Source organism: Saccharibacillus qingshengii (assembly GCF_013185195.1).
GTDB lineage: Bacteria > Bacillota > Bacilli > Paenibacillales > Paenibacillaceae > Saccharibacillus > Saccharibacillus qingshengii.
This window is the reverse complement of the sequence record NZ_JAAZWC010000032.1, coordinates 1-26,712: the sequence shown is the minus strand read 5'-3', so window position 1 is coordinate 26,712 and position 26,712 is coordinate 1. Positions and strand designations below refer to the sequence as shown.

The window sequence follows — 26,712 nt, the reverse complement described above, 5'->3', positions numbered from 1 at the left end:
CCTACATTAGCAAGCGAAAGGTGAGGAAGAGCATGAGCAACCGTTTGAGACAGACCTGGGATTTGGAGACGATTTTCCCGGGAGGGTCGGCTTCGGCCGAATTCAATACTTTTCTAAAACAATTGTCGGCTGACGTGGAAGATCTGCAAAAGCGCATAAATGGACTTCAACCTCCGGCCTCCGCCGAACAAACCGCGGCGTTCGATCCGCTGTTCGTCGACGTGCAGAACGTATCCGCAAGGTTCCGTCAGGCGGGCGCATTCGTATCGTGCCTGAGCGCGCAGGATCAGAACGACCAGAAAGCCGGGCAGCTCTCGGCGCGCGTCGGTTCGATCCGGGCCCGCTGGCAGAGCATCGTCGCGACGTTCGACAGCGTGCTGCAGAATACGCCGGATGCCGTCTGGACGGAGTGGATGCAGCAGGAGGCGGTCGCGCCGGTTGCGTTCAATCTTAGCGAGAGCCGCCTGCAGGCGCGCGAGAAGATGACACCGGAGCTTGAGAGTCTCGCGCTCTCGCTCTCGGTCGACGGGTATCAGGGCTGGAGCAGCTTCTACAATACGATCGTTCGCCATGTGCGCGTGAAGTCCGAAGAGAACGGCGAGATCAAGCATTTGTCTGCGGCGCAGGCCGCCAACAAACTCGGCTCCACCGATCCGAAGCAGCGCGAAGAAATGGGGCGGAACTGGGAGCAGGCCTGGGCCGACGTTGAAGATTACTGCGCGGATACGCTCAATCATCTGGCGGGGTTCCGTTTGTCGCTGTACGAGAAACGCGGTTGGGAAAACGTGCTGCGCGAGCCGCTCGAGATCAACCGGATGTCTGCCGAGACTCTCGATACGATGTGGCAGGTCATCACCGACAACAAGCCGGTCTTCGTGGAATATCTGAAACGCAAAGCACAGCTGCTCAACGTAGAGAAGCTCGGCTGGCATGACGTGGATGCGCCGATCGGCGAGTCCGAATCCAAGATCGCCTATGATGACGCGGCCGATCTGATCGTGGAGCAGTTCCGCAGCTTCAGTCCGCGTATGGCGGATTTTGCGCAGCGTGCGTTCGACAATAACTGGATCGAGGCGGAAGATCGGGCGGGCAAACGTCCGGGCGGATTCTGCACGGCGCTTCCGCTGACGAAGGAAACGCGCATCTTCATGACGTACAGCGGCACGGCATCCAATGTCTCGACGCTTGCGCATGAACTGGGCCACGGCTATCATCAGCACGTCATGGACGAACTGCCGACCTTCAGCCAGCGGTACGCGATGAACGTGGCGGAGACGGCATCGACGTTCGCGGAGATGATTGTCGCCGATTCCCTGGTGCGCAAAGCGGCGGACGAAGAAGAACGCATGGTGCTGCTCGAAGACAAAATCCAGCGCAGCATCACCTTTTTCATGAATATTCACGCGCGCTTCCTGTTCGAGACCCGCTTTTACGAGAAACGCCGCCAGGGTCTGCTGACTCCTCAGGATCTGAGCGATCTAATGGTAGAAGCGCAGGAAGAAGCATTCTGCGGCGCGCTGGGCGACTATCATCCGCATTTCTGGGCTTCCAAGCTGCATTTCTACAATACGGGCGTTCCGTTCTACAACTTTCCGTACACGTTCGGTTATCTGTTCAGCACGGGCATCTATGCGCAGGCGCAGCGGGAAGGGGCCGGATTCGCGGAGAAATACGACGCGCTGCTGCTCGATACCGGGCGTATGACCGTCGAAGAACTGGCTGCCAAACATTTGGGCGCGGATCTGACCAAGCCGGACTTTTGGCAGGCTGCAGTCGATATAAGTGTGTCGGACGTCCGAACTTTTCTGGAGATGACTGCATCCAAAGTCGGGCAGAGCCAATAAAAACGAACCGAAAACGTAAAAAAACCTCAAAATTTAATTAAAATTTGCATGGATATCAAAAATGAAAACTCGAAAAAAGGCGATCAGAAGTCGAATCTGATCGCCTTTTGTTTGATTATAGTCGAAAACCGGCTTTTATTTTTGAGCGAATAGTTATATATAACCAATTCTTGCTTGTTGTATTGAAGCGGCGAACTTATGGCTCTATAATGAGTCTTAAGCGCTACATACCGGTATAGAAGCTGCAAGTAAAAGGTACTTAAGAAACACCAATGATAAGGGGGACTAGCATGTTTGTCGTTAACGAATACTCGCTTCCCAGACAGCTCGATATCGTATTCAAGGAATTGAGCGAAGAACTTTTCGGTCTGGAAGCCGGAACGGTATTCATCCAGATTCGCAACAACGTCGTCGGCAAATTCGGAATTCGCCATACGCCGCTCGCAGGTCGGGACGGACATGTGGAAGGGCCGGAACGGGGACTGAACGAACATCAGATCCGGGCTTTCCGCAATATGGCTATCGAATCGCTCAACTATAAGAAGAGTTGGACGCATGGCGAGATCAATTATGACTTTGCGATCCGCAAAGCCGCCGTAGTCGTCGACGCCCAGTTCGAATCGAACTACAACATGGCCAGCAGCATGATCCGCTACCCGAAACCGGCTTACAAGGAAGCTCGCTCCGAGCTTTCCTGAAAGACGATTCAAGGCAGGAGTCCTCTCGCGGAAAGGGAGCCAAGAGAGGATTCGGCGGAACCGAACAATTGACAAAGTACGATCGCAACTTTATGATGGGGAACAAACCAATTGCAACAAAGCGATGACGGGGACAAGTAAGCGGGAGAAGCTTTCTTCAGAAAGCCGGCGGATGATGCGAGCCGGCGAAAGCCTCCTGTCCGAATGGACCCTTGAGCGCCGAGCCGAACCGGAAGCCCAACTTCCCCAATAGGCCGGCCGGCCTGCGTTCTCCGTTACCGGAACGTTCAAGATCGGTTACGTGTATGCGGTGCATGTTGCACAGCCTACGCCCGTTTATCCTGGGAATATCCTGTGCGATACGCACAAGGGATAAACCCGTTTATCCTGGGAATATCCTGTGCGATACCGCACAACGGATAAACCCGTTTATCCTGGGAATATCCTGTGCGATACCGCACAACGGATAAACGGTTAATCGATGAATAAGGGTGGTACCACGGTCTCACGTCCCTTGCGGACGCGGGGCCTTTTTGCGTTCAAACAGTCTGCCGCAGTGCGCGGCGGACCAACCAGAAGCGGAGGAACAATAATCATGAAAAAGGTCTTATCGGGCATCCAGCCCAGCGGTCAGCTGACGATCGGCAACTATATCGGGGCCATCAAGAATTTTGTTAACCTGCAGCACGATCACGAATGTTTCTTCTCGGTCGTCGATCTGCATGCCATTACGGTCCCTCAGGATCCGGCCGCGCTGCGCGAGCAGTCCGAATCGGTGGCGACCCTGTATGCGGCAGCCGGAATCGATCCGGAGAAAGCCCATATCTTCATGCAGTCCCATGTCCCGCAGCACGCGGAACTCGGATGGTTGATGACGACGCTGACCGGAATGGGCGAGCTGGAGCGGATGACGCAGTTCAAAGACAAGTCCGAAGGCAAAGGCTCGGTCGGAGCAGGTCTGTTTGTCTATCCTTCGCTGATGGCAGCGGACATTCTGCTGTATCAGGCCGATCTGGTTCCGGTCGGCGAAGACCAGAAGCAGCATCTCGAGCTGACCCGCGACCTGGCCGGCCGTTTCAATTCCCGCTTCGGCGATTTCTTTACCGTGCCGGAACCGTACATCCCGAAAGTCGGCGCACGGGTGATGGGCCTGGACGACGCTTCCAAAAAAATGAGCAAAAGCAACGCGAACGCGGGCAGTTATATTGCCCTGCTTGATCCGCCGGATGTCATCCGCAAAAAGTTCAGCCGTGCGACGACCGATTCGGGCAGCGAAGTACGCTACGACCCGGCGAACAAACCGGAAGTCAGCAACCTGATGGGCATTTATGCGGAATGTACAGGCCAGACGCTTCAGCAGGTACAGGAACATTTCGAGGGCAAGATGTACGGCGCATTCAAAAAAGAACTGGGCGAAGCCGTCGTCTCGGTATTGGAACCCCTGCAGCAGCGCTACCACGAGATCCGCGAATCGGGCGAAATCAAGCGGATTCTGGCCAAAGGCGCGGAACGTGCCGAAGCCGTAGCCGAAGAAACCATGAAGGGCGTACGCGAACGGATGGGTTTTCTGCCTAAAGGTTGATCCGGTCGCACCTTTTCAAATGGATTCTTACATTTAAATGTAAAAGGGCAAACGCCCAGTGAAGCAAAGCGGACAAACCAAAAAGCCGCTGCCTCGTCGATCGACGAAGCGGCGGCTTTTGACTTGTCGGGTAAACCGGTTCGGTTCCGGCTTGAGCAAGCGCTCTCAAATGCCGGCTTGACGGTCGCCCGAATCCGGATGCAAAGCGGGTCCGTTCATCGACCTTCGCTTCGAACGCTGTCCGTCTACTAGACGAGCGGCTTTTCCTGACGCGGTTGGGCAGTGCCCGTTTTGCGCTGGATGCGGGCTTTGGTAATAAATCCCCAGCCGATATTGAGTACAGCGACAATCCCTACTCCAAGAGCCAGCCATGCGCTTTCGTTAATCAGGATCGCGCAGAGGGTGATAAGAGCCATCGAGGATACGGCAAACCACAAGGCAAGACCTTTATTCATCGAACAACCTCCGTTTTAAATTGGACTTTGTTTCAGTATACCCTTTCCAAGAAAATTCCACATCTTTTTTGAAGAATGTCTTGAAAAGCTCATGAAATTGTCAAATTATCGAACTTGTTTCGGGAATCGTTGGCAATCCAAGGGGGCTTTGATATGATAAATTTCATAGCGATGCCTTTTCTCGACTTATTGAAGGTCGATTTTAGTCTTTATCGGAACACCAAAGGAGGAATTACAAGCGTGGGCAAACCGTTAAATTATGCAGCCTCGGAAGCCGCCCCTATCCCGGATGACGCGGATACGCGGATTACCTGGAGAGATTTCGTCACACTCGCCAAACCGGGCATTCTGCGCTCCAACCTGTTCGTGACGCTCGCGGGCTTCTGGTTGGCTTCGCAGTGGAATATCAACTGGGCCAATCTGATTGCGACACTGGCCGGCACGATGCTGATCGTCGGCGCATCCGGCGTATTCAACAACTATCTCGACCGCGAAATGGATACCAAAATGGAACGGACCAAGAATCGCGCGCTGCCGACCGGCCGAATCGCACCGCGAGTCGTCCTGACTTACGGAATCGTTCTGGGCGTTCTGGGACTGGCCATTTTGTTCGGTTTCTGCGGAGTGCTGACCGGCATCTGCGGGGCGATCGGCATGTTCGCTTACGTGGTCCTGTACACGATGTGGCTGAAACGCACATCGACCTGGAGCACGTCGCTCGGCGGAATATCCGGTGCCATGCCGCCGGTGATCGGCTACGTCGCCGTAACCAACCGCATCGATATAGGAGCCGTTCTGCTGTTCCTGTGGATGTTCCTGTGGCAGCCGCCGCATTTCTGGGCACTCGGCATCCGCCGGGTCGAAGAATACCGCGCAGCGGGATTCCCGATTCTGCCTGTTGTCAAAGGCATTCGTCGTACCCAGTGGCAGATGCTTCCTTATATCGTGCTGCTGATTCCGGTGCCGATCTTGATGTACGCCTACGGTTATGTCGGCATGATCTTCACGGCCGCTTCGGTCGCGATTACCGTGCTTTGGCTGTATTTTGCGGTCAAAGGCTTGGCCAAAGGCCAGGATCCCGATGCATGGGGCAAAAAAGTGTTCATGTATTCCATCTACTATATGATGGTGACCTTCCTGCTGATGATTGTCGATACGGCGCACTGATCGGATGTGGCGCTTATAGAGCCGTTCTTCGCTCCAACCGGAGAGGAGGGCGGCTTTGTTTTTGTGCAGAGCTGCCGATTTTTCTTAAGAGGGAGGAGTCCGATCCGCGGAAAGATTTCGGCGGCGCTCGATTTCCGCTTCCGGCTTGAGCATGAGTTCGGGATACCGGATAAACTCTTCCAGCCCGGCTTTCTCCAACTGTTGAACGACATACTCGTCCGGCGTGCCTTCGACTCCGGCATAACCGCGGCGCGTATACATATGGTCCGCATCCGGAAACAGATCGGACACCAGCGCCCGGATCTTCCGGCCCGAGGAATCGTTATCGAGGAACAAGAAGACCTCGTCGTCGCGCGCTTCCCGATACAGCGACTCCAGCCTGGCGGAGTTCGGGGTACCAAACGTGCACAAAATCCGGATATTTTCTTCCAGCAGCCGCCGAAGCTTGCTGCGGTCGTTTTTGCCTTCTACGATGACGGTAATCGGCATAAGGGTTGGCCTCCTGCTGCAATAGGATCGCATGTTTTTGTTTATTTTACCGGCCTGCGCAGCGGAATGCAAAAGCCCGGGGGCAAGAATCCTTCGAAAGCTGACAGAGGGCCTTTTATTCCTGTATAATTGAAAAGCGCCGGATGACTCTGGAACTATGGAGCCGGGTGCCGTAAGAAGAACCAAGAATGAAGAAGGAAGAACGGAGGTTGGGCCTGAATGAATACGGAAGTCTGGTTCGAATTCGCCAGGCAGAACTGGCTGATTCTTCTCATCGCGCTGGTAGCGGTCCTGCTGGTCATAAATATAATCAAAACCATGCTGAAATGGGCAATTGCGATCGTGATCGTCGTGGCGCTTGTCGTCTACAGCGGAGTATCGCTCGGTCAAATCCAAGATACGGCAGCGGGTGTAAAAGACGAAGCGGTAGCCAAGCTGCAGGGAGAAGCCTTGAAAATGTTGAAATCCGAAGCGTCGGAAGCTGTGTTCCAAAAAGCCGCGGACGGTTCTTTTACGGTAGAAACGCCGAGTCTGAAACTGGAGGGCAGGCCGAACGCGGCGGTCGTGAAAGTCGCGTACCGCGGCGTTCCTCTCGGCGAGTGGGAACGCGGCGAGCAGGTGAATGCGCTGATCCGCGCGGCGCAGAGCCGCAAATGAGGCGGCGCAGGGAACACACACGGTCCGCGCGTCCAATAGTCGGGAGGTGGGTTTCCCGATGAATATGGATCTTCTCAGTCTGCTGCTGTTGGCGGTCCTGCTGCTATCGGTTGTTCACGGCTCCGTACTTGGAACCAAAAGGATGGCGGCGGGCCTCGGAAGCATGGTCGGACGGCTGCTGCTGCGGGTGCTGAGCATTCTGGCCGCACTGCTTCTCGCGGGATGGGTATCGCCGTACGCGCGGGATTGGGCCGATCGGACTCTGCTGGACATGCCGGCCGGCGAGCTGCCGAAGTGGAAGGGAATCGGATATTCGCTGCTTGGCTTTGTTTCCGAATTTTCACTGCTTCGGGTTGTGCTGCTCTTCGCGCTGATCTATCCGGTTTGTCTGGCGGCGCTTGCGCTGTTGGGCAGATGGCGGACGCCCACGGAAGAACCGCCGAAGAGAAAAGGCAAACGCCGCAGCGGCGGAACGTTCATGGACCGGGTCGGAGGAGCCGGGCTTGGCCTGGTGGCCGGAGTCTGGAGAAGCCTGCTGCTGCTGGCGCTGCTGTTCGTCATTGTCTCTTTGCTGCCCAAAAGTCCGGTGAGCCCTTATACCGAAGCTTCGCCGGTGTATCGCGCCGTGTCCCAGCACGTATTCGAACCGGCGGCGGGCGACTGGATCAGCGGCAAACTGCCGGTACTGACCGCGTCGGCCGCCGAAGAACTGGACGGAATCCTGCAGCGGAAATACGAAGCGATCGACCGGAATATTCCGGCCGATATCGCACAGGCCGCTGTACGGATTGCGGGAACGGGCAACGAGAAAGAAAAAGCCCAGAAGCTGTACGACTGGGTCGGAAGCCGGATCCGGTACGATTACGACAAAGTCGGCGCGTATGAGAACGAAGGCGTCTGGCACGAGCAGACGCCGCGCGATACGTACGATACACGCCGCGGCGTCTGTATCGATTATGCCCGCCTATATGCCGTTATGGCCCGCTCCTCCGGACTTCAGGTCCGTGTCGTAACCGGACTCGGGTCAGACGGCAGGGGCGGCTACGGCTCGCATGCCTGGAACGAAGTCTATCTGCCGGATGAACAGCGCTGGATCGAACTCGATCCGACCTGGGCATCCGGAGGAGATTGGTTCGATCGCGAAAATTTCGCCGATACCCATATCAAGCAGAGTGTGCTGTAACTACGGTACGACCCTGCGGTCAAGGAACATCAAGAGGAGGCGCCCATGAAAGTGCAAGATAAAGACCGGGAAAACGAGATGCGCCGTCAGCGCGGCTTCGGACTGCGGCTCAATTTGTTTTTTTTCAGCGTATTCGTCATCTTTTCCGTGATCATCGTCCGGACAGCCATGCTTCAATTCGTCGAAGGCCCCCAACTGAAACAGGAAGCGGTCAGCCGGGTAACACGCGATATTCCGATGCAGCCGGTTCGCGGCAACATCCTATCGGCGGAAGGCGTTCCGATCGCTTACTCCAAGCCGATTCAGACGCTGTACGCGACGCCTTTGAAGAACTACGGAGATAATAACGAAAAAGGGCTTCAGAACCGTCCCGAACTTAAAAAGGTGGTCAATCAGCTGCTGGCCAAGTTCAAGGAGCTCAATCCGAACGGAGAACAGCCGACCCTTGAGCAGATGGTGGGACAGGGTGCAAAAGCAGGGCTGCTGGATCTGAACAATAACAGTCACTACGGCTACATGCCGCGCAAAATCAAAATGGAATTGAACGAAGCCGAAGTGGCTTATTTCAAGGAACACAAAAACGAATTCAAAGGCGTACTGATGCTTGAGGTTGTCGAAGAGACGACCCGAGAGTATGACCCGGACTCGGTAGCGGTACAAACGGTTGGTTATCTGTCCAAATTCAGGTCCGTCCGAGAAAACAAAAACTTCGAGTTGTATCAGACCATATTCAAAAACCAGTCGAAGCAGTCCGATCCGACCCTGCAGTATCTAGAAGAAGAAATCGTTGGATATTACGGCCTGGAGCAGCAGTTCCAAGAAACGCTGCGCGGGAAGAACGGATACAAGCGTATTGAAATCACGCCGCAGAGTATGGCCAAAGAAGGCGGAACCGAAGTGATTGTGGCTCCCGAAAAGGGAGACAACATATGGATGACCATCAATAAGTATGTCCAAACGGAAACGGAAAAAGCGATCTCCAGCCAGATTCGGACGCTTCAAGCGACCCATCCGTACGTATCGACGGGCTTTGCCGTGGCGATGGAGGTAGAGACGGGTAAGGTGGTCTCTATGGCCAGCATGCCGGATTTCGATGCCAATTATTACAATACCGGTTCGATCTCGACGGAACATTACAACGAGATCGAAAATCTGTATATCAACGGAACGATTCGCGCCAAAGCGCCGGACGACCAGCGCAATAAAGCGGAATCCGTCGTATATATGGGTTCGACGATCAAACCGCTCAGCGTATTAATCGGCCTCAAAGAAGGCTTGTTCACGCCTTATACCTATTATTACGATAAAGGGATTACCTATCTCAACGAGTCCGACAAGAAAGGGATCAAAAATGCCGGCGGACACTTCCTGGGCAACATTAATCCAATGATAGCGATCGAGAAGTCTTCGAATACGTTCATGATTGATATGGTCGGCAAGAAGCTGCTGGACAAATATGGATCCCAAGTCATTGATGTCTGGGACAAGCGTATGAAAGAGTTCGGTCTTGGTGTGCCGACCAAGATCGATCTGCCGGGAGAACAAGCCGGTACGATCGACTATACGAACAAAAATGAAAGTCTGCTTACGCGTTCGGCGATGTCTTCATTCGGACAGCTAGGCAAGTATACGACGATGCAGCTGGCGCAGTATACGGTCATGCTGGCCAATCGCGGCGAGCGGCTGAAGCCGCAAATTGTCGACAAAATCACGAACGCTGAGGGCAAAACGATCCTTACAGCCAAACGCGAAGTACTGAATAAAGCCGAGTATTCGGACGAATATTGGAATTTGATTCAAAAAGGCATGAACACCGAATTAAAAGGAACATTTGACGATTTCCCTTACGACTATGCACGGAAAACGGGCACATCCACGCAGCGTGTACGCGGTATCGATATCGATAACGGCGTATTCATCGCTTACGCTCCGCGCGATAACCCGAAGCTCGCCGTGGCGGTTGTCGTACCGGAAGGCGGCTTCGGCTCCCAGAGTGCGGCGCCGATTGCGCGCAAGATCTTCGATGCATACGATTACGAGTACGGCCTGGACGGCAATCCGAAGAAGCTGCAGCCCAAAACGAATGAAGACGGCACTCCGGTGGACGGAGCCGCTGTGCAAAATCCGTAAGAACCAACAAATTTCGGAACCCCGAAGGGCGCTCTACCGAAGAGCGCCCTTCGCCGACGAAGGAGGATGGGATGAGAATCTGGTCTAGAGAAGAGCAGGACGATTTCCGCAAACGCCGAAGTTTCAACGTTCGGATGAGCCTGTTCTTTTTCACCGTATTTGTCGTATTTGCCATCATTATTGTGCGCACGGCCGCCCTGCAGTTCGTAGAAGCCCCAAGGCTTCAGAAGGAAGCCGAAGAACGCGCTACGCAGGATATTCCGATGAAGCCGGTCCGCGGCACGATCTTTTCGGCGGACGGAGCGAAGCTGGCTTACTCGGAGCCTACGCAGTCGCTGTACATTACGTTCGAGCAGGACTTCAGCGAAGGCGAAGGGTTGAAGAATCGGCCGAAGCTGGATACGGCGCTTACCGAGATCCTGGGCGTGTTCAAGAAGAAAGGGAAGACGAACGTGCCGAATCCGGTGTTGAAAGACTGGATCGGAGTCAAACAGCTTGATGTCGACAACAAGAAAAATTTCGGCTATTCCCATCGGTTGGCCAAAACGGATCTGAGCGACGATGAGATCGCGTATTTCAAAGAAAACAAAAACAAGTACAAAGGACTGCTGACTTTTGAAGTGGCCGAGGAAACGACCCGTCGCTACGATGACGATATGGTCGCGGTTCAGACGATCGGTTACGTTAAACGTTTCGGGTCGGTTCTGGATAACGTCGATTATTACAAAAACATTGCCGCAAACCTGAAAAAGCAGGAAGATCAGGGTCTTCAGTATACCGAGAACGAAACGGTTGGATATTTCGGTCTGGAGCAGCAGTACCAGGAAGAGCTGCGGGGCAAAAATGGATACCGCAAGATCGGGGTCGATGCGCAGAATACGGCGCAAGGAGTCGAAGAGGTCGTGCCTCCGGTAAAAGGGTATAACATTTGGAGCACGATCAACAAAAACGTTCAGCAAACAACGGAAGAAGCGATGAGAAACCAGCTTCGGAAGCTGCCGAAAGCGATCTCTGCTTCGGCTGTTGCGATGGAAATCGACACCGGCAAAGTGGTCGCCATGGCGAATATGCCGGATTTCGATCCCAATGTTTACCGGACCGGATCGATCAGCGATGCCGATTACCATGATAGTGAATATGCCTATTTGAACGGGGCGATCCGTTCGAAACCGACGAATGACACGGGGAAGAAAGCGGAATCCGTCGTTTATCTCGGTTCGACGATCAAGCCGCTCAGCGTACTGATTGGGCTGGAAGAAGGTTTGATTACGCCGAATACGTATTACGAAGATACCGGCATTGCGGAATATGGCAAAGGTTCCGACAAGATCCGCAACGCGGGCGGTCATGCTTACGGAGGCATGGGACCAAGCCGTGCGATCGAAAAGTCTTCCAATACCTTTATGGTTAAAATGATTGGCGAACGTTTTTTCCTGCGCGACGGCGCCAAGTCCCTGAATATTTGGGACGAGTATATGAAAAAGTTCGGTCTCGGCGTCAAGACGGGAGTCGATCTGCCGGACGAATGGGCAGGCAAAGCCGACTACTTGACCGAGACGGAAGGCAGCGGCAGTCCGCTGTCCCGGATGGTGTTTGCGTCTTTTGGTCAAAAAGGCAGATATACCACGATGCAGTTGGCCCAGTATACGGCGATGCTCGCTAATAAGGGCAAGCGTATTGAACCGCATCTGGTTAGCAAGATTACCGATTCCGAGGATAAGCTCGTTAAGCCAATCAAACCGAAGGTGCTGGACGAAGTATCCTTCCCGGATAAGTATTGGCAGATCGTTCAGAACGGAATGCGGACCGAAGTGGATGCTTCGTTCGGGGACTTCGGTTATGATTTTGCCCGGAAAACGGGTACGTCTACACAGGGCACCAAGCCTAACCTGTTCGACAACGGCGTATTTATCGCCTACGCTCCGCGCGAAAATCCAAAGCTTGCCGTCGCCGTTATGGTGCCGGAAGGCGGATTTGGCTCGGAGAGCGCTGCGCCGATTGCACGCGCGATCTTCGACGCTTACGACGAAGAGTACGGGCTTGACGGTACTCCGAAGAAAGAAGAAACCCCAAATGCCGATGGCGAGACAGCAGCGAACGGCGAATAAACTTTTTTACCGATTTGGGCAGGAAAGTTTCTGCCGTGCAAAAAGCCCGCTTTCTACGGAAAGCGGGCTTTTTGCTATTTTTTTCACGTAGAAGTTTCGACGGGGCTTGCATTCTGCCTTTTTTTATCTTAAAATTTGCCCTAAGGAAACATTTTTAGTGCGAAGAAATAAAGAGTCACCAAGAAAACAATTTAGCGTATGGAAAAGTTTACAGAGAAAAATCGGAGAACCCGATATCGGGCCGATTCGGGAAGGAGACCGCGATGCACACGGATAAGAAACGTACACGAATAAGGTTGAGGCTGCCGGCCCTGCTGCTTATGGCTCTGCTGGCGGGCTGCTCCGGCAGCGGAAATGCGCAGGGGACAAGCGAAGATGGAAGAGTGCTCGTCACGGCAACCACCGGCATGATCGGCGATGCGGCAAGGGAAATCGGCGGCGACCACGTCGAAGTGACGACGCTGATGGGACCGGGCGTGGATCCCCATTTGTTCAAGGCCTCGCAGGGAGATATCCGCAAGCTGGACCGGGCGAAGATCGTCTTCTACGGCGGTCTGCACCTGGAAGGCAATATGGAGCGCATCCTGGAGAAAATGGCGCAGCAGAAAACGGTTGTCGCGGTTACGGAGCGTATGCCCAAAGACCGTCTGCTCGGCTCGGAAGGCAGCGAAGAATTCGATCCGCATGTGTGGTTCGATGTGAATCTCTGGCAGACGGCGGCCGAATCGGTGCGCGATACGCTTATTGCAGAAGATCCGGCAAACGAAGCGGCTTACCGCGAGCAGGGCGAACGCTATCTGCGGGAGCTTGAAGAGCTGGATGCCTACGTGCGGGAACGCATGCTGGAGATTCCGGATCAGGGACGCGTGCTGGTCACGGCCCATGATGCGTTCGGATACTTCGGTCAGGCGTATGGCGTGGAAGTGGTCGGACTGCAGGGGATCAGCACGGCGGCCGAGATCGGAGCCCGTGACGTCAGCGCGCTGCGCGATTATCTGGTTGAACGTGGGATCCAAGCCGTATTCGTCGAATCGAGCCTGCCGGCCCGTTCGATGGAAGCGATCGTAGCGGGGGCCGCCCAGCAGGGACATGAAGTGGTGATCGGCGGGGAATTGTTCTCCGACGCCATGGGCGAACCGGGAACGCAGGAAGGCACTTATCTGGGAATGATTCGGCATAACGCCGATACGATCGCGGAAGCCTTGAAATAATACCAACGGAGACACCGGAGGAGGATACACGAACATGAACAGGGAAACGAAGCGGGAAACGGCCTCTGCGCCGCTCAGCGTAACCGGCATGACGGTCGCTTATCAGAAAAAAGCCGTAGTTGAAAATGTAAGCTTTACCCTGCCGGAAGGCAGGCTGGTCGCTTTGATCGGGCCCAACGGAGCGGGCAAGTCGACGCTGCTCAAGGCCGTGCTCGGATTGGTGCCTTCGATCTCCGGCTCTGTCGCGATCTACGGCGATACGTACAAAAAGATGCGCAGCCGCGTCGGTTATGTCCCGCAGCGGGAATCGGTCGATTGGGACTTTCCGACGGATGCGCTGGACGTGGTGATGATGGGCCGCTACGGCCATCTGGGCTGGATCAAACGTCCGGGCCGCAAAGAAAAAGAATTGGCGATGAACACACTCGAGAAAGTGGGGATGGCCGACTTTGCAAGGCGCCAGATCAGCCAGCTGTCCGGCGGGCAGCAGCAGCGCGTCTTTCTGGCCCGGGCACTGGCGCAGGAAGCGGATCTGTACGTCATGGACGAGCCGTTCGCCGGTGTCGACGCCGCAACGGAGAAAGCGATCATCGCGCTGCTCGGCGAACTGAAGCGCGCCGGCAAGACGGTCCTGGTCGTGCATCACGACCTGTCGACCGTGGAAGAGTATTTCGACCATGTGCTGCTGCTCAACAAAAAACTGATTGCCGCGGGTCCTGTCGAGACGACCTTTACGCCGCAGCTGCTGCACGAGACCTACGGAGGCAAACTTGCGATCGTCAGCTCGAGCGGCCGGGAAGCGCTGGTCGGCGAATGAAGGCGCGGTTCGGTTCGAACGAACGGCCGCAGAACCCGCAGACTGCATACGAATATGCCAGGAAACAGCGGGCAAGGAGGAATGAACGATGCTCGATTGGTTAATCTCGCTCTGGAGCGATCCGAATACGCGCTGGATTCTGTTGGGCTGCACCCTGCTTGGGCTCGGCAGCGGCGTGATCGGCAGCTTTACTTTTCTGCGCCGGGAAAGCCTGCTGGGAGATACGCTGGCGCACGCGGCACTGCCCGGTGTCTGCGTCGCTTTTATGCTGCATGAAGTAAAATCGGCTTCGCTGTTTCTGCTGGGCGCTTTGTTTGCCGGTATCGCGGCGGTTCTGTGCGTCAGCGCTATCTCGCGCTGGACGCGTATTAAGTCCGATGCCGCGATGGGCATCGTGCTCACGTTCTTCTTCGGCGTCGGAACCGTCATGCTGACGCATATTCAGCACAGCGGAAGCGGCAGTCAGAGCGGCCTGGACAAGTATTTGTTCGGCCAGGCGGCCGCTATGGTTACAGGCGACGTCTATCTGCTGATGGGCGTCTCCGTTCTGCTGATCCTGGCGGCGATGCTGCTGTTCAAAGAATTCAAGCTGATCAGCTTCGATCCGGGCTTCGCCCGGGGAATCGGCCTGCCGGTTGGGCTGCTGGAGCATGCCATGCTGATTCTGACGACGATCGCCGTAGCCGCCGGTATTCAGGCGGTCGGCGTGGTGCTGGTGGCGGCGCTGTTGATTACGCCTGCCGCAGCCGCACGTTACTGGACGGACCGCCTGCCGGTCATGCTGCTCTATGCCGGCTTGTTCGGGGCTGTAAGCGGAGCCGCCGGCGCGGCGGTCAGTACACTCGGAGAAGGCATTCCGACAGGACCCGTGACGGTGCTGGCGGCTACGCTGCTGTTCGTGCTGTCGCTGCTGCTGGCTCCGGGCCGGGGATTGATCTCCCGCGGGCTGCGCCGCCGTATACTCAAAGCCGATTACGCCCGTTCGGCGGAACGCGGAGCGCTTAACGCCGCGGAAGGAGGAAGCCGAAAATGATGGATTTCTGGATTATTCTTACGGCCGTACTGGTTGCAAGCGCCTGCTCGATTCTGGGATGTTTCCTCATCCTGCGGCGGATGGCGCTGGTAGGAGACGCAATCAGCCATGCCGTGCTGCCGGGTATCGCGATCGCGTTTCTGATGAGCGGCACGCGCGACTCCATGTGGATGCTTCTCGGCGCGACCGCATTCGGTCTGCTTACCGTATTCCTGATTCAGACGCTGCAGACCTCCGGCCTGCAGTCGGACGCTTCGATCGGTATCGTGTTTACCGCGCTGTTCGCGGTGGGGGTCCTGCTGATCAGTCTGAACGCCCAGCATATCGATCTGGATCTGGACTGCGTCCTGTTCGGCGAGATCGCTTACGTTCCTTGGGATACATGGACGCTTGGAGGAACCGAAATGGGGCCGAGGGCCGTCTGGATGCTGGGGATCACGCTTACCGTCATTCTCCTGCTGGTCGGACTGTTCTACAAACAGTTCAAGATCTGTGCATTCGATCCGGCGATGGCGGCGGCGTGCGGGATTCCGGTCCTGCTGTTCCATTATCTGCTGATGGGCCTGGTCTCGATGACGGCTGTTTCTTCTTTTGAGAGCGTCGGTGCCATTCTGGTGGTCGGAATGCTGATTATTCCGGCGGCGACGGCTTATCTGCTGACGAACCGTTTGGGCGTTATGATCGGTCTGAGCGTCGCGGTCGGCATCGTGTCGGCAGTCGGCGGTTACCTGGTCTCTTATCTGCTGGACGCGTCGATCGCGGGCTGCATCGTGTCCATGGCCGGCATCTTGTTCATCCTGACCCTGATCTTCTCCCCGTCGCACGGCCTGATCGTCAAGTTCGCGCGCAAACGCGAAACGGCAGGCGTTTTGTAAAAGCGGGCGGATCCAAGCTGGGCGTCTTCCCTTTTCGGGAAGGCGCTTTTTTGAGCACTGCGGGGCGGGGGCGGATAAAGTGGATTTTTGCGGAAAAATCGTGGTACGCTAGAACCGAGAACAGCCGGATCGGCCGGCGGAGAGAAAAGGGGTTGGAGCGCATGACACTGAAGATCGGAATCGTGGGAACGGGATGGTTTGCGGGCAAGCACGCGGATATTCTTGTAGCGGCGGAAGGTGTGGAGATTGCGGGCATCGTCGGCAGCAGCAAAAACAAGGGGGAAGTGTTCGGGATCCGCTACGACGCTTCCGGCTATGAAAGCGTATCCGAAATGGCGGATCGCCAGCAGCTCGACGCCGTCTATATTTGTGTACCGCCCATGGCGCACGGGGAGATCGAACGCGAGCTGATCGAACGGGGCATCCCTTTTCTGGTCGAAAAGCCGCTGGGTACGGACGCCGAAGTCCCGCAGGATATCCTCGGGTTCATGCGCTTGAAATCGTCGGAGCTGATCACGTCGGTCGGCTATCATTTCCGCTATCAGGATAATGTGGATCGTCTGCGCGAAGCGCTGCATCCGGGGCGGATCGGCATGGCGACAGGCATGTGGATGGGCGATATGCCGCAGGCCAAATGGTGGCGCAGACAAGAGCAGTCGGGCGGACAGTTCATCGAGCAGACGACGCACATCGTGGATCTGCTGCGCTACTGCGCCGGCGAAGTGGACGAGGTGCAGGCGGTGTATGCAAGCCGTTTTCCCGAAGAAGAATGGGAGCAGACCAATGTACACGATATCGGAACGGTCACGCTCAAGATGAAATCGGGCGCCGTTGCCAGCATTTCGAACACCTGCGTGCTGCCTGCGGGCGTCGGTCAGGCGGGACTGTCTTTTTATGCGCGGGAAGGGCTGTGGGAGTGGACACCGGGCCATCTGAGCGCGACGCGCGCCGAAGAGAAACATGTTTTCGCCGAAGAAAGCGATCCTTATGTACGGCAGACGGAAGCGTTCCTGCATGCGCTGCGGACCGGCGATTCTTCGCGGATCCGTTCCGACTACGCGGATGCCTGCAAAACGCAGGAAGTGACGTTCGCCGCGCTGCAGTCGGCGCTGTCCGGCCGCAGCATGAAGCTGTAATCCGTACGTTTGGCCGCAGCTGGCCGGGGCACATGCTTCGGCTTCGGCCGTTTGCGCAGCCCGGAGTTGGATTTGCCGCTCTGACTCAAGCCCGTTTCCGGCTCTGCCGGGAGATGGGCTTTTTGCCGTTTCGCGTACGGAAGTTCGAAAGAGGCATCAGCCGGAGCGACAAACAGCGCTGCCCTCTTTTTTCGGCGGCAGGGAGGCTTTGGAGCCCGAATGGAATTGTGATAGAATGGCGAGAGCCAACACGTTTTGAAAGGGGCAAAAGAATGACGAGCTACGATTACAAGCTGCTTGCACTCGATATGGACGGAACACTGCTGAACGACGACCATCAAGTCTCGGAAGAGACGGCCAAATGGATTCGCCGGGCGATTAAGGAAGGATTCCACGTTTGTTTGTCTACGGGCCGCGCCGCCATGCACGCCCTGCCGTACGCGGTAGAGCTGGGACTCGAGACGCCGATGGTGACGGTAAACGGAAGCGAAGTGTGGAAAGCGCCGCACCAGCTGCATTACCGCGCGCTGATGGATGTAGAGTCGGTCCGGAACATGCATGCGCTGGCCGAAGAGTTCGGCGTCTGGTTCTGGGCCTACACGACGGAACGTTTGTACAACCGGGATCAGTGGACGGATACGCTCGAAGACAAGGAATGGCTGAAGTTCGGTTACAATACGTCCGACCGCGAAGTGCTGCACCGGATTCTGATGCGGCTTCAGGATATGGGCGGACTTCAGATTACGAATTCGTCGATGGAGAATCTGGAGATCAATCCGGAAGGCATCTCCAAAGCGAGCGGAATCGCGCAGGTATGCGAACTGCTGGATATCACGATGGAGCAGGTTATCGCCGTCGGAGACAGCATGAACGATATCGCGGTCATTGAAGCGGTAGGACTCGGCGTTGCGATGGGCAATGCCCAGGACGCGGTCAAGCAGATGGCCGATATCGTGGTGGCAAGCAATAACGAGGACGGCATCGTGCAGGTGATTCGCGAGTATCTGCTGGACGGTATGGAGTTCGAGGAGACCGAAACGGACGTATCGGCTTCGCAGGCACCGGCTCCCGCAATCGGGCGCGAAGACGATCCGTCGGCTTGAGGATCGGCGGCACTAAAGGAAAATCCGGGGAGGGCCTGGCATGGTAGCATTGGATATACTGGGTTGGGTACTGGTGATTGCGCTGTTTATCGTCGGAATGGCGGGACTGATTTTCCCGATTCTGCCCGGTGCGGTCGCGATTTATTTCGCCTTTTTCGTCTATGGCTGGTTTTTCTCGTTCGGCGAACTGACGGTTTGGTTCTGGATTATGCAGACGGTGATCTTCGTCGCGCTGATCGTAGCCGATTACGTAGTGAGCGCCTGGGGGACCAAGAAGTTCGGCGGCTCCAAACTGTCGGTCCAGCTCAGTACGGTCGGCTTGATTCTCGGACCGTTTGTCATTCCGGCGTTCGGTCTGATTCTCGGTCCGTTTATCGGGGCGGTGATCGGCGAGCTGATTCACGGGTCGAACTTCAAGCAGGCGCTGCGCGCAGGCTGGGGAGCATTGATCGGACTGCTGAGCAGTACGCTCGTCAAAGGGATTCTGCAGGTTGTCATGATTGTCATCTTCATTATATGGATCGTGTAAAGAAGCCGCTTGCGGCTTTTTTTACGGGGGAAAGAAGGGAATAGGTTTTGTCGAAAAAGGAATCGTTTATCAAAGGGACGCTTATTCTGGCGGCGGCTGCGCTCGTCGCCCGGGTGCTGGGCCTTGTGCAGCGGATTCCGCTGGAACATATGCTCGGAAGCGTCGGCAACGCGTCGTTCAGCGCCGCCAACAATGTGTATCTGATGCTGCTGACTGTAGCGACGGCGGGGATTCCGAGTACGCTGAGCAAGATGATCTCCGAGCGCTACGCACTGGACCGGCCGCAGGAAGCGGGACGTATCTATTACGCGGCTCTGCTGTTCTCCGGCATGATGGGTGTTGTCATCACGCTGCTGCTGTATATCTTTGCGCCGTGGTATACGGCACTCATCAAACTGCCGGAAGCGACCCCGGCCATCCGGGCGCTTGCGCCGGCCCTGATTCTGTTCCCGACCATCGCCATGATGCGGGGCTACTTCCAGGGCCGCAATATGATGGCGGTCGGCGGCGTTTCGCAGATTATTGAACAGGTCGCCCGCGTTTTCACGGCGATTCTGCTCGCTTACATCCTGCTGCAGATGGGCAAGCCCGGCGAAACGATCGCCGCGGGTGCCACATTCGGCGGCGTGCTGGGCAGTCTGGGCGCTTTTGCGATCATGCTGTTCGCTTCGGTGAAGCTGTCGAAGAACGAACGCAAAAAAGGCCGCACGCTGATTAATCGTCATGATCAAACGATTCCGCTCGGCCAGATTTACGGAGATATTTTCAAACTGTCGATTCCGATCGTACTGACGGCGCTCGCCGTGCCGGCGATCAACTTTATCGATACGACGATTATCAAGCCGCTGTTGATCGGACAGATCGGCGACGCGATGGCAACCATGCAGCTCGGTATTCTGGGCAGCCGCGCGCAGAGTGTCGCCGGTATTCCGCCGATTCTTGCGATCGCGCTCAGTACGTCGCTTATTCCGATTATCTCGGCGGCTTTTGCCCGCAAGGACACGCAGCATCTGCAGCAGCAGGTGACGCTTGCCATGCGCGTCGCCACGCTGACGGGGATGCCGATCGTGCTGGCGCTCGGCTGCGCCGCGTATTCGGTCAACGGTCTGCTGTTCAGTACGCTGGACGGAGCGGGCATCATCGCCGTGCTGACGATCGGTACCATTTTCCAGATTACGATGATGGTCAGCAACTCGATGCTGCTGGGCATGAATCTGGCCCGCCGCTCGATGGTGCACGTGGCGATCGGCCTGGTCGTGAAGCTGGCCGGCAGTTTTGCGCTGGCTCCGCTGCTCGGAAATTACGGGATTTACGGGATCATCGGCATGACCGGGGTCTGCTTCCTCGTGATCACGCTGCTCAACCTGCATACGCTGCGCAAAATCGTCTCGTTCTCGGTGCTGGGCAATCGCTGGCCGGCATTTATCGCAACCTGCATGATTATCGCCGCGGCCAGTTTCGGTCTCAGCGAGCTGGGCAGCTGGATGACCGCGTTTATGCATCCGCGCCTGGCCTTCTTCATTGCCTGCTGTGCGATCGGGGTCATCGTGCCTTCGATCTACCTGGTGCTGCTGGTGATCCTTCGGGTCATCCGCCGCGACGAGCTGGGTACGTATCCGCGTCCGCTGCAAAAGGTACTGCGTCCCCTGATGCGTCTGCAGCGCGGCTGATTTGGCCGTATCCGGGTTCGGCGGCTTGACCGCGGCTTCGGATGATTCCGGGGCGGAATTGGGGTAAAATAAAGAAACCGGCCTTAATGCCTGAATCGAAAATCAAAGGAGAGAATAAGCATGCAGCAAATTCGTACCAAAGCCGATTTTGATCGGGAAATCGCAAGTCCGGGACTGACCGTAGCCGTATTCCGCGCCGACTGGTGCGGAGACTGCCACTTTATCGATCCGTTTATGCCGGAAGTGGAAGAGCAGCGCAAAGACCAACTTAACCTGATTCAGGTCGATGTCGAAGAAGTCGAGGAAGTCAGCCAGGAGCTGAACATTCTCGGAATTCCGAGCTTCGTTGCTTTTTCGAACGGCAAAGAATTGATTCGTTTCGTAAACAAAGCCCGCAAATCGCGTGCCGAGATCGAGACTTTCCTCGATCGCGCCGCCGAAGTGCACAGCCAGCTGGCCGGCCGGAACTAAATCCGGCGCAGCCCGCTGCGGCAGACTGCCGCAGTGGGCTTTTTTGGCGGGAATGACTCGGTACATTCGCGATTCAGTGAAGAAAGTCATAAAAAAAGGCCGGATAATCAGCAAATATGGATTTGATTTGAACATTATTTGTCACAAACGCGATTCTTAACTCGGACCCATTTCCGGTATAATAAAAGAAAAGACGTTTCGGAGACCGCCGTATTCGCGGTACCGGGAATGTCTCCCATTACTTTTCGAATCGGCGGTGAACATTTTGCAGTATAAGATATTGAAATGGTTGAGCTACGCTTCCTGCATGATCATGCTGCTCGTCTCGTTCAACGGCGTAGTCGTGACGAGAACGGGTTCCGGTCTCGAATGCGGACGCGAGTTCCCGCTCTGCCACGGCAAGTTCGTGCCGGGAACGACGATCGGTTCGCTGATCGAGTATACGCACCGGTTGACGGCGGGCATCGCGGGGCTGCTGGCGCTTGCGACGCTCGTCGCGTTTCTGATCTGGGCGCGCAAACGGCGTGATTTTCAAGTTTATGCCGCGATCATGGCTTTCTTCGTGATCGTGCAGGCTGTCATGGGCGCGCTTGCCGTCGTCTTCTCGCAGTCGCCTGCGATTATGGCCCTGCACTTCGGTTTCGCCCTGATCGCTTTCGCAAGTGCGCTTGTGCTGGCGCTGTCCGTTCGCAGGGCAGGCAGCCTGGATCATTATCAGGCGCCTCCTGCCTCGCAGCGGGTCAGCAAGCGCACGCGCAATCTGACCGTATTCTCGGCGGTGTTCACTTATGCGGTCGTTTATACCGGCGCGCTGGTCAGCCATACGGAATTAGCCAAAGTCTCGGTCATTCTGCATATCGCTTCCGCGCTGCTGCTGATCTTCGTCTTGATGATCGGTCATATGGCGGTTCGCAACTATTCGCATATTCCGGATATTCGGAAGCTCGGGATGATCGTCATTGTGCTGATGATCGCCCTGCCGCTCAGCGGCATATTGAATCTGGTGGCGCTTGGCAGCGAATACTATATGTTCGCGCCGATGCTGCATACGCTCATTACGGATTTCCTGTTTGCGTTCCTGTGCTTCATGAGTATCCGTACCTGGGAGCTCAGCCGGATTCCGGCCGGGGAAGAAGCCGCCGTGCGCGTCAAAGACACCGTCCAGGCCTGAATATGCGGAACAAAAGTCTACCCGGAACGGATCATTTTTTAAGCGGGCAGGCGGGCATTTCAGCAGGGCGAATGGTTGGAAAAGTACGGAACGGCCAAGAAGTCTCTGCGGAGGCTTCTTTTTTGTGCAGACATTTTGTCCGCGGTTGCAAGACAAGCGTTAAGGAAGAAATCCATGAAAATTTTCATAAGAAACCTTTACAAAACGTGTCAAACTGAATATACTGAGTTAAGGATTTCGGTTCGATGTTTTCGAATTTCTGTAATCCCAAGCTTTCCAATTAGATATCTCAGATTTTTTCTTATCGAGAGAGGCGGAGGGACAGGCCCGATGAAGCCCGGCAACCGATCCTGCACACGAACGTCACGAAACAGACGTCGCGTCAGGGTGTCATGGTGCTAATTCCTACAGAACTGCAAGGCGGGTTCTGGCAGATGAGAAGGTGACTCTACGCATACGATGCGAGCCCTTTTTGTCTAACCAAAAAGGGCTCTTTGATTTATTCGGACATCGCAGGTTCTTCCTTGCACAGCGAAGAATCGGGCTCGATCGGCGATTTGCATTAACAACCGGCTTTAAGACATCAACGCGGAGCATAAAGTGGGCAGGCCACGCCCTAGGGCGGCCCCCAAGTAGGAGGAACAACCGAGTGATTACCATTAAAAATCTGGTCAAGACCTACACCACGCGGGGCAAGTCGGCCACCGCATTGAACGGAATCAATCTGGAGATCGGACAAGGCGAAATCTTCGGGATCATCGGACATTCGGGAGCCGGCAAGAGTACCCTGATCCGATGTATCAATATGCTGGAGCAGCCGACAAGCGGCTCTGTCCGGATTGGCGAGACCGAAATCACCCGCCTCGGCAAAAGACAGCTTCAGCGCGAACGCCGGAAGCTCGGCATGATCTTTCAGCATTTCAATCTGCTGTCGTCGGCAACCGTCTACGACAACGTCGCTTTCCCGCTGCGCCTTGAACGGATGCCGCGTGCCGAGATCGACCGCCGGGTCAAAGAAATGCTTGAGCTGGTGGGACTGACCGAGCACGCGAAGAAGTATCCGGCCCAGCTGTCGGGCGGACAGAAGCAAAGAGTCGGCATCGCCCGGGCGCTTGCACCCAATCCGCGCGTCCTGCTGTGCGACGAAGCGACATCCGCGCTTGATCCGCAGACCACCGACTCGATTCTGCGCCTGCTGCTCGATATCAATCGCAAGCTCGGTTTGACCATCGTGCTCATTACGCATGAAATGCACGTCATTCAGAGCATCTGCGACAAAGTGGCCGTGATCAACGGCGGCATTATCGTGGAACAGGGACCCGTTATCGAGGTATTCCTGAAGCCGAGAGAAGCGATTACCCGCGACTTCATCAAGCGGGAGTCCGAAGGAGGAGAGATGTTCGAAGAAGCGATCCGCGCCGTACATGTTCCGTCTTCGCGAACGGTCAGAGTGACGTTTATCGGAGAATTGACGTATGAATCGACCCTCTCGCAGACAGTCAAGGAAACGGGAGTGGACTTCGCCATTCTTCAGGGCACGATCTCGCGCATCAAAGACACCCCTTACGGGCAGCTGGTGGTTCGCTTTGAAGGCGATACGGATTCGATCAACAACACGCTGCGGCGGCTTACCGAACAACGGCTTGAAGTGGAGGAACTGCAATGAACGGCAAACTCGATTTTTCGCAAGTCAACTGGGACGAGTTCGGCAAAGCCACGATCGAAACGCTCCAGATGCTCGGTTATTCCAGCCTGTTCACGCTGCTTATCGGTCTTCCGCTCGGCATCGTATTGTTCTTGTGGGCGCGTTCGTCGTCGTACATGCTGCGGGTGCTGTACAGCATCCTGTCGGTGATCGTCAACATCCTGCGTTCCGTCCCGTTCATCATCTTGATCATCGCGTTGATCCCGATCACAAAGGAAATCGTCAACACTTCGATCGGCGTACGGGGCATGATTCCGCCTCTCGTCATCGGCGCCGCTCCGTTCTTTGCGAGGCTCGTCGAGACCGCGCTGCGCGAAGTGGATCGCGGCGTGATCGAAGCGGCCCAATCGATGGGCGCTTCCACCTGGCAGGTCGTATACAAAGTCATCCTGCGCGAATCGCTGCCTGGCCTCATCGCGGGCTTCACGGTAACGGTGATCGCCTTGATCTCCTACACCGCCATGTCGGGTCTGGTCGGGGGCGGAGGCCTCGGAACGCTTGCGGTCAACTACGGTTATTACCGCTATGAGACGGCCGTTATGCTCGTATCCCTTGTGCTCATTGTCCTGATGGTACAGATCATCCAGATGATCGGCGATCGTCTGGTCCTTCATTTTACCCGGAAATAAAATATAAAATAGTGAACAAAAGGGGAGAAACACAATGAAAAAATGGATTCTCGCAGTACTCACGCTTTCGCTCGTCGCTCTGTTGGCCGCATGCGGCAACAGTAACAGCGGCACTACGGCTTCTACAGACAAGGAACCGGCTGCCGGCGACGCGGCTTCTACCGAAGCGGTTACGCTCAAAGTCGGCGCTTCTCCCGTACCTCACGCCGTCATTCTGGAGCACATCAAGCCCGCTCTGGAAAAAGAAGGCGTGAACCTGGAAATCGTCCAATTCTCGGACTACATCCTGCCGAATACGCAGCTGGCCGAGAAATCGCTGGATGCGAACTTCTTCCAAACCCAATCTTACCTGGATGTGCAAAATGAGAAGAACGGAACCGATCTGGTCAGCGTAGCTTCCGTACACATCGAACCTTTCGCAGGCTATTCCAAAAAAATCAAATCGATCGACGAGCTGGCTGACGGCGCAACGGTCGCAATTCCGAATGACCCGACCAACACGGCGCGCGCGCTGCTGCTGCTCGAGAAACAAGGCCTGATCAAGCTCAAAGAAGGCGCGGACATCACATCGACCGAGCGCGACGTGACAGAGAACACCAAGAACCTGAAGTTCCTGCCGATCGAAGCCGCAGCGATTCCCCGTCAGCTCGACGAAGTCGACCTGGGTATGATCAACGCCAACTACGCACTTGAAGCCGATCTGTCCCCGGGCGAAGATGCCCTGTTCAAAGAAGACAGCGACGTGCCTTACGCCAACCTGCTTGTTACTCGTCCAGACAACAAAGATTCCGATGCCATCAAGAAGCTGATCGCGGCTCTGAACTCGGAAGATACCAAAACGTTCATTCAAGAAGAGTACAAAGGCGAGATCATCCCGGCTTTCTAAGCGCGAACGGCTGAACCGCCGATTGAGATCTATCGATTATCGTAAAAAGTCCCGGACTCCTAATGGAGAACGGGACTTTTTTTGGCGAGATTCGGGATCCCGTCAAAAGGACAAACAAAAATAGGGCAAACAAAAACGCCGAATCCGAAGATTCGACGCTCTCATTCCATGTTCGCCGCAGCGAAACGAAATCTTGTATACGAACCGAAGGCCCGTCTTAGAAGACTTGGATAACTTCGTTCACGCCTTCGACTTCTTCGAACAGGGCGCGTTCGATACCGGCTTTCAGCGTGATCGTGGAACTTGGGCAGCTGCCGCAAGCACCGACCAGCTTCAGCTTCACGATGCCGTCTTCAACGTCAACCAATTCAACGTCTCCGCCGTCGCGCTGCAGGAAAGGACGCAGTTTGTCCAGCACATCGGATACCTCATCATACATTTCAAGTTGTGCACTTTCACTCATTATAGTCAGCTCCTCTCAAATGTTTGAAGCGTACAGTCATAACGGCGTAACCACTTCGGAGAATTATTCTGCAAATGGATGAAAAAGAAATCAACTTTGCAAAAGTCTCTCTTGTATTATAATATAAATGGATCGAAAATTAAAGGATCATTACATGTTTGCCGTTATGCGGCTGAGAATAAATAAGAATAGGTGAGAAAATCATGATCAGACCGATTATCGAGTTCTGTGCGAGCAATATGCATCACGGCACGCAGGAACTGTTCGATAAACTGGAAAGAAACCCGGAATACGATGTGATCGAATACGGCTGCCTCGGCAACTGCGGTCAATGCGACTACGGTCCGTATGCGATGGTCAACAGCGAGATCGTCGAAGCCGATACGGTAGAAGCGCTGGAGAAAGCGATCGACGAGAAGATGAACGAAGAAGATCCTTGGGCTTCGTTGGATTTGGACTGAGCGCTCAGGCTGCGCTCGGGGAATCCTGTTCGTTTGGAGGCGGTGGGGCGGGCTCCGGAGAAAGTTCGTTACGGTCGCGTGTTGCAATCGGGAAGCTGGATTAGACTAGTACCTTGACCGGATTAGATTTTAGGATAGAGATGTCGCAACTTTCCTCTAGCCTGCTCAGTTGTGAAATGCCATTGGATCGATTTTTGGTTCTGGTTACGCTCGACTTCCCAAGCCGTGACTTCCCGTTG

General features: G+C 55.5%; 25 protein-coding genes and 1 riboswitch. Of the genes, 22 read left to right on the top strand and 3 right to left on the bottom strand.

The window, feature by feature from the left end; all coding sequences use genetic code 11:
* Positions 1–32: 32 nt before the first annotated feature.
* From HRQ60_RS20365 to trpS, 3 genes are all read left to right on the top strand, one after another.
* A complete protein-coding gene (locus tag HRQ60_RS20365) occupies positions 33–1,844 on the top strand; it encodes a M3 family oligoendopeptidase (protein WP_172199514.1) in 1,812 nt (603 codons plus the stop codon).
* 290 nt (positions 1,845–2,134) lie between these two features.
* Entirely contained in the window at positions 2,135–2,542 is a 408-nt protein-coding gene (locus HRQ60_RS20360; protein WP_172199511.1) for an O-methyltransferase, read from the top strand.
* Positions 2,543–3,137: 595 nt separating this feature from the next.
* Positions 3,138–4,124, top strand: a complete 987-nt coding sequence (gene trpS, locus HRQ60_RS20355; protein ID WP_172199508.1) for a tryptophan--tRNA ligase — start codon at positions 3,138–3,140, stop codon at positions 4,122–4,124.
* A 248-nt stretch (positions 4,125–4,372) separates the two neighbouring features.
* On the opposite strand, the gene HRQ60_RS20350 is transcribed toward trpS, so the two are convergent.
* Positions 4,373–4,579 carry a hypothetical protein gene (locus HRQ60_RS20350; RefSeq protein ID WP_172199505.1) on the bottom strand — a complete coding sequence of 69 codons (207 nt, stop codon included), beginning with the start codon at positions 4,577–4,579 and terminating at the stop codon, positions 4,373–4,375.
* Between the two features lie 282 nt (positions 4,580–4,861).
* Between HRQ60_RS20350 and cyoE the strand changes: the two genes are divergently transcribed.
* A complete protein-coding gene (gene cyoE / locus HRQ60_RS20345; protein ID WP_425501728.1) occupies positions 4,862–5,746 on the top strand; it encodes a heme o synthase in 885 nt (294 codons plus the stop codon).
* Positions 5,747–5,830: 84 nt separating this feature from the next.
* On the opposite strand, the gene HRQ60_RS20340 is transcribed toward cyoE, so the two are convergent.
* Entirely contained in the window at positions 5,831–6,235 is a 405-nt protein-coding gene (locus HRQ60_RS20340) for a toprim domain-containing protein (RefSeq protein WP_172199499.1), read from the bottom strand.
* Positions 6,236–6,454: 219 nt separating this feature from the next.
* On the opposite strand from HRQ60_RS20340, the gene HRQ60_RS20335 reads away from it, so the two are divergent.
* The 17 genes from HRQ60_RS20335 to HRQ60_RS20255 all read left to right on the top strand — a co-directional run bounded on the left by HRQ60_RS20335 (position 6,455) and on the right by HRQ60_RS20255 (position 25,549).
* Positions 6,455–6,892 (top strand): ATPase, encoded by a 438-nt coding sequence (locus tag HRQ60_RS20335; protein ID WP_172199496.1) that lies wholly within the window; start codon positions 6,455–6,457, stop codon positions 6,890–6,892.
* A 58-nt stretch (positions 6,893–6,950) separates the two neighbouring features.
* On the top strand, positions 6,951–8,075 hold the full coding sequence (locus HRQ60_RS20330; RefSeq protein WP_172199493.1) for a transglutaminase domain-containing protein: 1,125 nt from the start codon (positions 6,951–6,953) through the stop codon (positions 8,073–8,075).
* 45 nt (positions 8,076–8,120) lie between these two features.
* Positions 8,121–10,205: a peptidoglycan D,D-transpeptidase FtsI family protein gene (locus HRQ60_RS20325; protein ID WP_172199490.1), complete on the top strand. Its 2,085-nt coding sequence runs from the start codon at positions 8,121–8,123 to the stop codon at positions 10,203–10,205.
* Between the two features lie 71 nt (positions 10,206–10,276).
* Positions 10,277–12,313, top strand: a complete 2,037-nt coding sequence (locus HRQ60_RS20320; protein WP_172199487.1) for a peptidoglycan D,D-transpeptidase FtsI family protein — start codon at positions 10,277–10,279, stop codon at positions 12,311–12,313.
* Positions 12,314–12,576: 263 nt separating this feature from the next.
* Positions 12,577–13,524, top strand: a complete 948-nt coding sequence (locus tag HRQ60_RS20315; RefSeq protein WP_281358149.1) for a metal ABC transporter solute-binding protein, Zn/Mn family — start codon at positions 12,577–12,579, stop codon at positions 13,522–13,524.
* A 34-nt stretch (positions 13,525–13,558) separates the two neighbouring features.
* Positions 13,559–14,341 (top strand): metal ABC transporter ATP-binding protein, encoded by a 783-nt coding sequence (locus HRQ60_RS20310; RefSeq protein WP_172199485.1) that lies wholly within the window; start codon positions 13,559–13,561, stop codon positions 14,339–14,341.
* Between the two features lie 88 nt (positions 14,342–14,429).
* Positions 14,430–15,374, top strand: a complete 945-nt coding sequence (locus HRQ60_RS20305; RefSeq protein ID WP_172199483.1) for a metal ABC transporter permease — start codon at positions 14,430–14,432, stop codon at positions 15,372–15,374.
* The gene (locus HRQ60_RS20300; RefSeq protein WP_281358148.1) at positions 15,371–16,249 is read left to right on the top strand and encodes a metal ABC transporter permease; all 879 of its coding nucleotides are present in this window, start codon (positions 15,371–15,373) and stop codon (positions 16,247–16,249) included. The genes HRQ60_RS20305 and HRQ60_RS20300 overlap by 4 nt, the downstream gene beginning before the upstream one ends.
* Before the next feature lie 161 nt (positions 16,250–16,410).
* Positions 16,411–17,385, top strand: coding sequence for a Gfo/Idh/MocA family protein (locus HRQ60_RS20295; RefSeq protein ID WP_172199481.1), 975 nt, complete (start codon positions 16,411–16,413; stop codon positions 17,383–17,385).
* 272 nt (positions 17,386–17,657) lie between these two features.
* Complete coding sequence (locus tag HRQ60_RS20290) at positions 17,658–18,488, top strand: Cof-type HAD-IIB family hydrolase (RefSeq protein WP_172199480.1); 831 nt, start codon at positions 17,658–17,660, stop codon at positions 18,486–18,488.
* A gap of 49 nt (positions 18,489–18,537) precedes the next feature.
* Positions 18,538–19,017 (top strand): DUF456 domain-containing protein, encoded by a 480-nt coding sequence (locus tag HRQ60_RS20285; protein WP_172199579.1) that lies wholly within the window; start codon positions 18,538–18,540, stop codon positions 19,015–19,017.
* Between the two features lie 47 nt (positions 19,018–19,064).
* A complete protein-coding gene (locus HRQ60_RS20280) occupies positions 19,065–20,687 on the top strand; it encodes a putative polysaccharide biosynthesis protein (RefSeq protein WP_172199479.1) in 1,623 nt (540 codons plus the stop codon).
* 120 nt (positions 20,688–20,807) lie between these two features.
* Complete coding sequence (locus HRQ60_RS20275; RefSeq protein WP_172199478.1) at positions 20,808–21,158, top strand: thioredoxin family protein; 351 nt, start codon at positions 20,808–20,810, stop codon at positions 21,156–21,158.
* Between the two features lie 265 nt (positions 21,159–21,423).
* Positions 21,424–22,329: a COX15/CtaA family protein gene (locus tag HRQ60_RS20270; RefSeq protein WP_172199477.1), complete on the top strand. Its 906-nt coding sequence runs from the start codon at positions 21,424–21,426 to the stop codon at positions 22,327–22,329.
* Between the two features lie 298 nt (positions 22,330–22,627).
* A riboswitch (SAM riboswitch) is annotated at positions 22,628–22,770 on the top strand.
* Between the two features lie 208 nt (positions 22,771–22,978).
* Positions 22,979–23,995 carry an ATP-binding cassette domain-containing protein gene (locus HRQ60_RS20265; protein ID WP_172199476.1) on the top strand — a complete coding sequence of 339 codons (1,017 nt, stop codon included), beginning with the start codon at positions 22,979–22,981 and terminating at the stop codon, positions 23,993–23,995.
* Complete coding sequence (locus HRQ60_RS20260) at positions 23,992–24,663, top strand: methionine ABC transporter permease (protein WP_172199474.1); 672 nt, start codon at positions 23,992–23,994, stop codon at positions 24,661–24,663. Before HRQ60_RS20265 ends, HRQ60_RS20260 begins: the two co-directional genes overlap by 4 nt.
* Positions 24,664–24,697: 34 nt before the next feature.
* A complete protein-coding gene (locus HRQ60_RS20255) occupies positions 24,698–25,549 on the top strand; it encodes a MetQ/NlpA family ABC transporter substrate-binding protein (RefSeq protein ID WP_172199472.1) in 852 nt (283 codons plus the stop codon).
* A gap of 217 nt (positions 25,550–25,766) precedes the next feature.
* On the opposite strand, the gene HRQ60_RS20250 is transcribed toward HRQ60_RS20255, so the two are convergent.
* Positions 25,767–26,012 (bottom strand): NifU family protein, encoded by a 246-nt coding sequence (locus HRQ60_RS20250; protein WP_172199470.1) that lies wholly within the window; start codon positions 26,010–26,012, stop codon positions 25,767–25,769.
* A gap of 203 nt (positions 26,013–26,215) precedes the next feature.
* On the opposite strand from HRQ60_RS20250, the gene HRQ60_RS20245 reads away from it, so the two are divergent.
* Positions 26,216–26,473 carry a YuzB family protein gene (locus HRQ60_RS20245; protein WP_172199467.1) on the top strand — a complete coding sequence of 86 codons (258 nt, stop codon included), beginning with the start codon at positions 26,216–26,218 and terminating at the stop codon, positions 26,471–26,473.
* Positions 26,474–26,712: the final 239 nt, after the last annotated feature.

Coding starts and splice junctions, on each gene's coding strand:
- HRQ60_RS20325 (WP_172199490.1), top strand. CDS start 8,121: ATGAAAGTGCAAGATAAAGACCGGGAAAACGAGATGCGCCGTCAGCGC.
- HRQ60_RS20290 (WP_172199480.1), top strand. CDS start 17,658: ATGACGAGCTACGATTACAAGCTGCTTGCACTCGATATGGACGGAACA.
- HRQ60_RS20365 (WP_172199514.1), top strand. CDS start 33: ATGAGCAACCGTTTGAGACAGACCTGGGATTTGGAGACGATTTTCCCG.
- HRQ60_RS20315 (WP_281358149.1), top strand. CDS start 12,577: ATGCACACGGATAAGAAACGTACACGAATAAGGTTGAGGCTGCCGGCC.
- HRQ60_RS20330 (WP_172199493.1), top strand. CDS start 6,951: ATGAATATGGATCTTCTCAGTCTGCTGCTGTTGGCGGTCCTGCTGCTA.
- HRQ60_RS20245 (WP_172199467.1), top strand. CDS start 26,216: ATGATCAGACCGATTATCGAGTTCTGTGCGAGCAATATGCATCACGGC.
- HRQ60_RS20255 (WP_172199472.1), top strand. CDS start 24,698: ATGAAAAAATGGATTCTCGCAGTACTCACGCTTTCGCTCGTCGCTCTG.
- HRQ60_RS20335 (WP_172199496.1), top strand. CDS start 6,455: ATGAATACGGAAGTCTGGTTCGAATTCGCCAGGCAGAACTGGCTGATT.
- HRQ60_RS20340 (WP_172199499.1), bottom strand. CDS start 6,235: ATGCCGATTACCGTCATCGTAGAAGGCAAAAACGACCGCAGCAAGCTT.
- HRQ60_RS20320 (WP_172199487.1), top strand. CDS start 10,277: ATGAGAATCTGGTCTAGAGAAGAGCAGGACGATTTCCGCAAACGCCGA.
- HRQ60_RS20300 (WP_281358148.1), top strand. CDS start 15,371: ATGATGGATTTCTGGATTATTCTTACGGCCGTACTGGTTGCAAGCGCC.
- HRQ60_RS20350 (WP_172199505.1), bottom strand. CDS start 4,579: ATGAATAAAGGTCTTGCCTTGTGGTTTGCCGTATCCTCGATGGCTCTT.
- HRQ60_RS20250 (WP_172199470.1), bottom strand. CDS start 26,012: ATGAGTGAAAGTGCACAACTTGAAATGTATGATGAGGTATCCGATGTG.
- HRQ60_RS20305 (WP_172199483.1), top strand. CDS start 14,430: ATGCTCGATTGGTTAATCTCGCTCTGGAGCGATCCGAATACGCGCTGG.
- HRQ60_RS20275 (WP_172199478.1), top strand. CDS start 20,808: ATGCAGCAAATTCGTACCAAAGCCGATTTTGATCGGGAAATCGCAAGT.
- HRQ60_RS20310 (WP_172199485.1), top strand. CDS start 13,559: ATGAACAGGGAAACGAAGCGGGAAACGGCCTCTGCGCCGCTCAGCGTA.
- HRQ60_RS20260 (WP_172199474.1), top strand. CDS start 23,992: ATGAACGGCAAACTCGATTTTTCGCAAGTCAACTGGGACGAGTTCGGC.
- HRQ60_RS20360 (WP_172199511.1), top strand. CDS start 2,135: ATGTTTGTCGTTAACGAATACTCGCTTCCCAGACAGCTCGATATCGTA.
- trpS (WP_172199508.1), top strand. CDS start 3,138: ATGAAAAAGGTCTTATCGGGCATCCAGCCCAGCGGTCAGCTGACGATC.
- HRQ60_RS20295 (WP_172199481.1), top strand. CDS start 16,411: ATGACACTGAAGATCGGAATCGTGGGAACGGGATGGTTTGCGGGCAAG.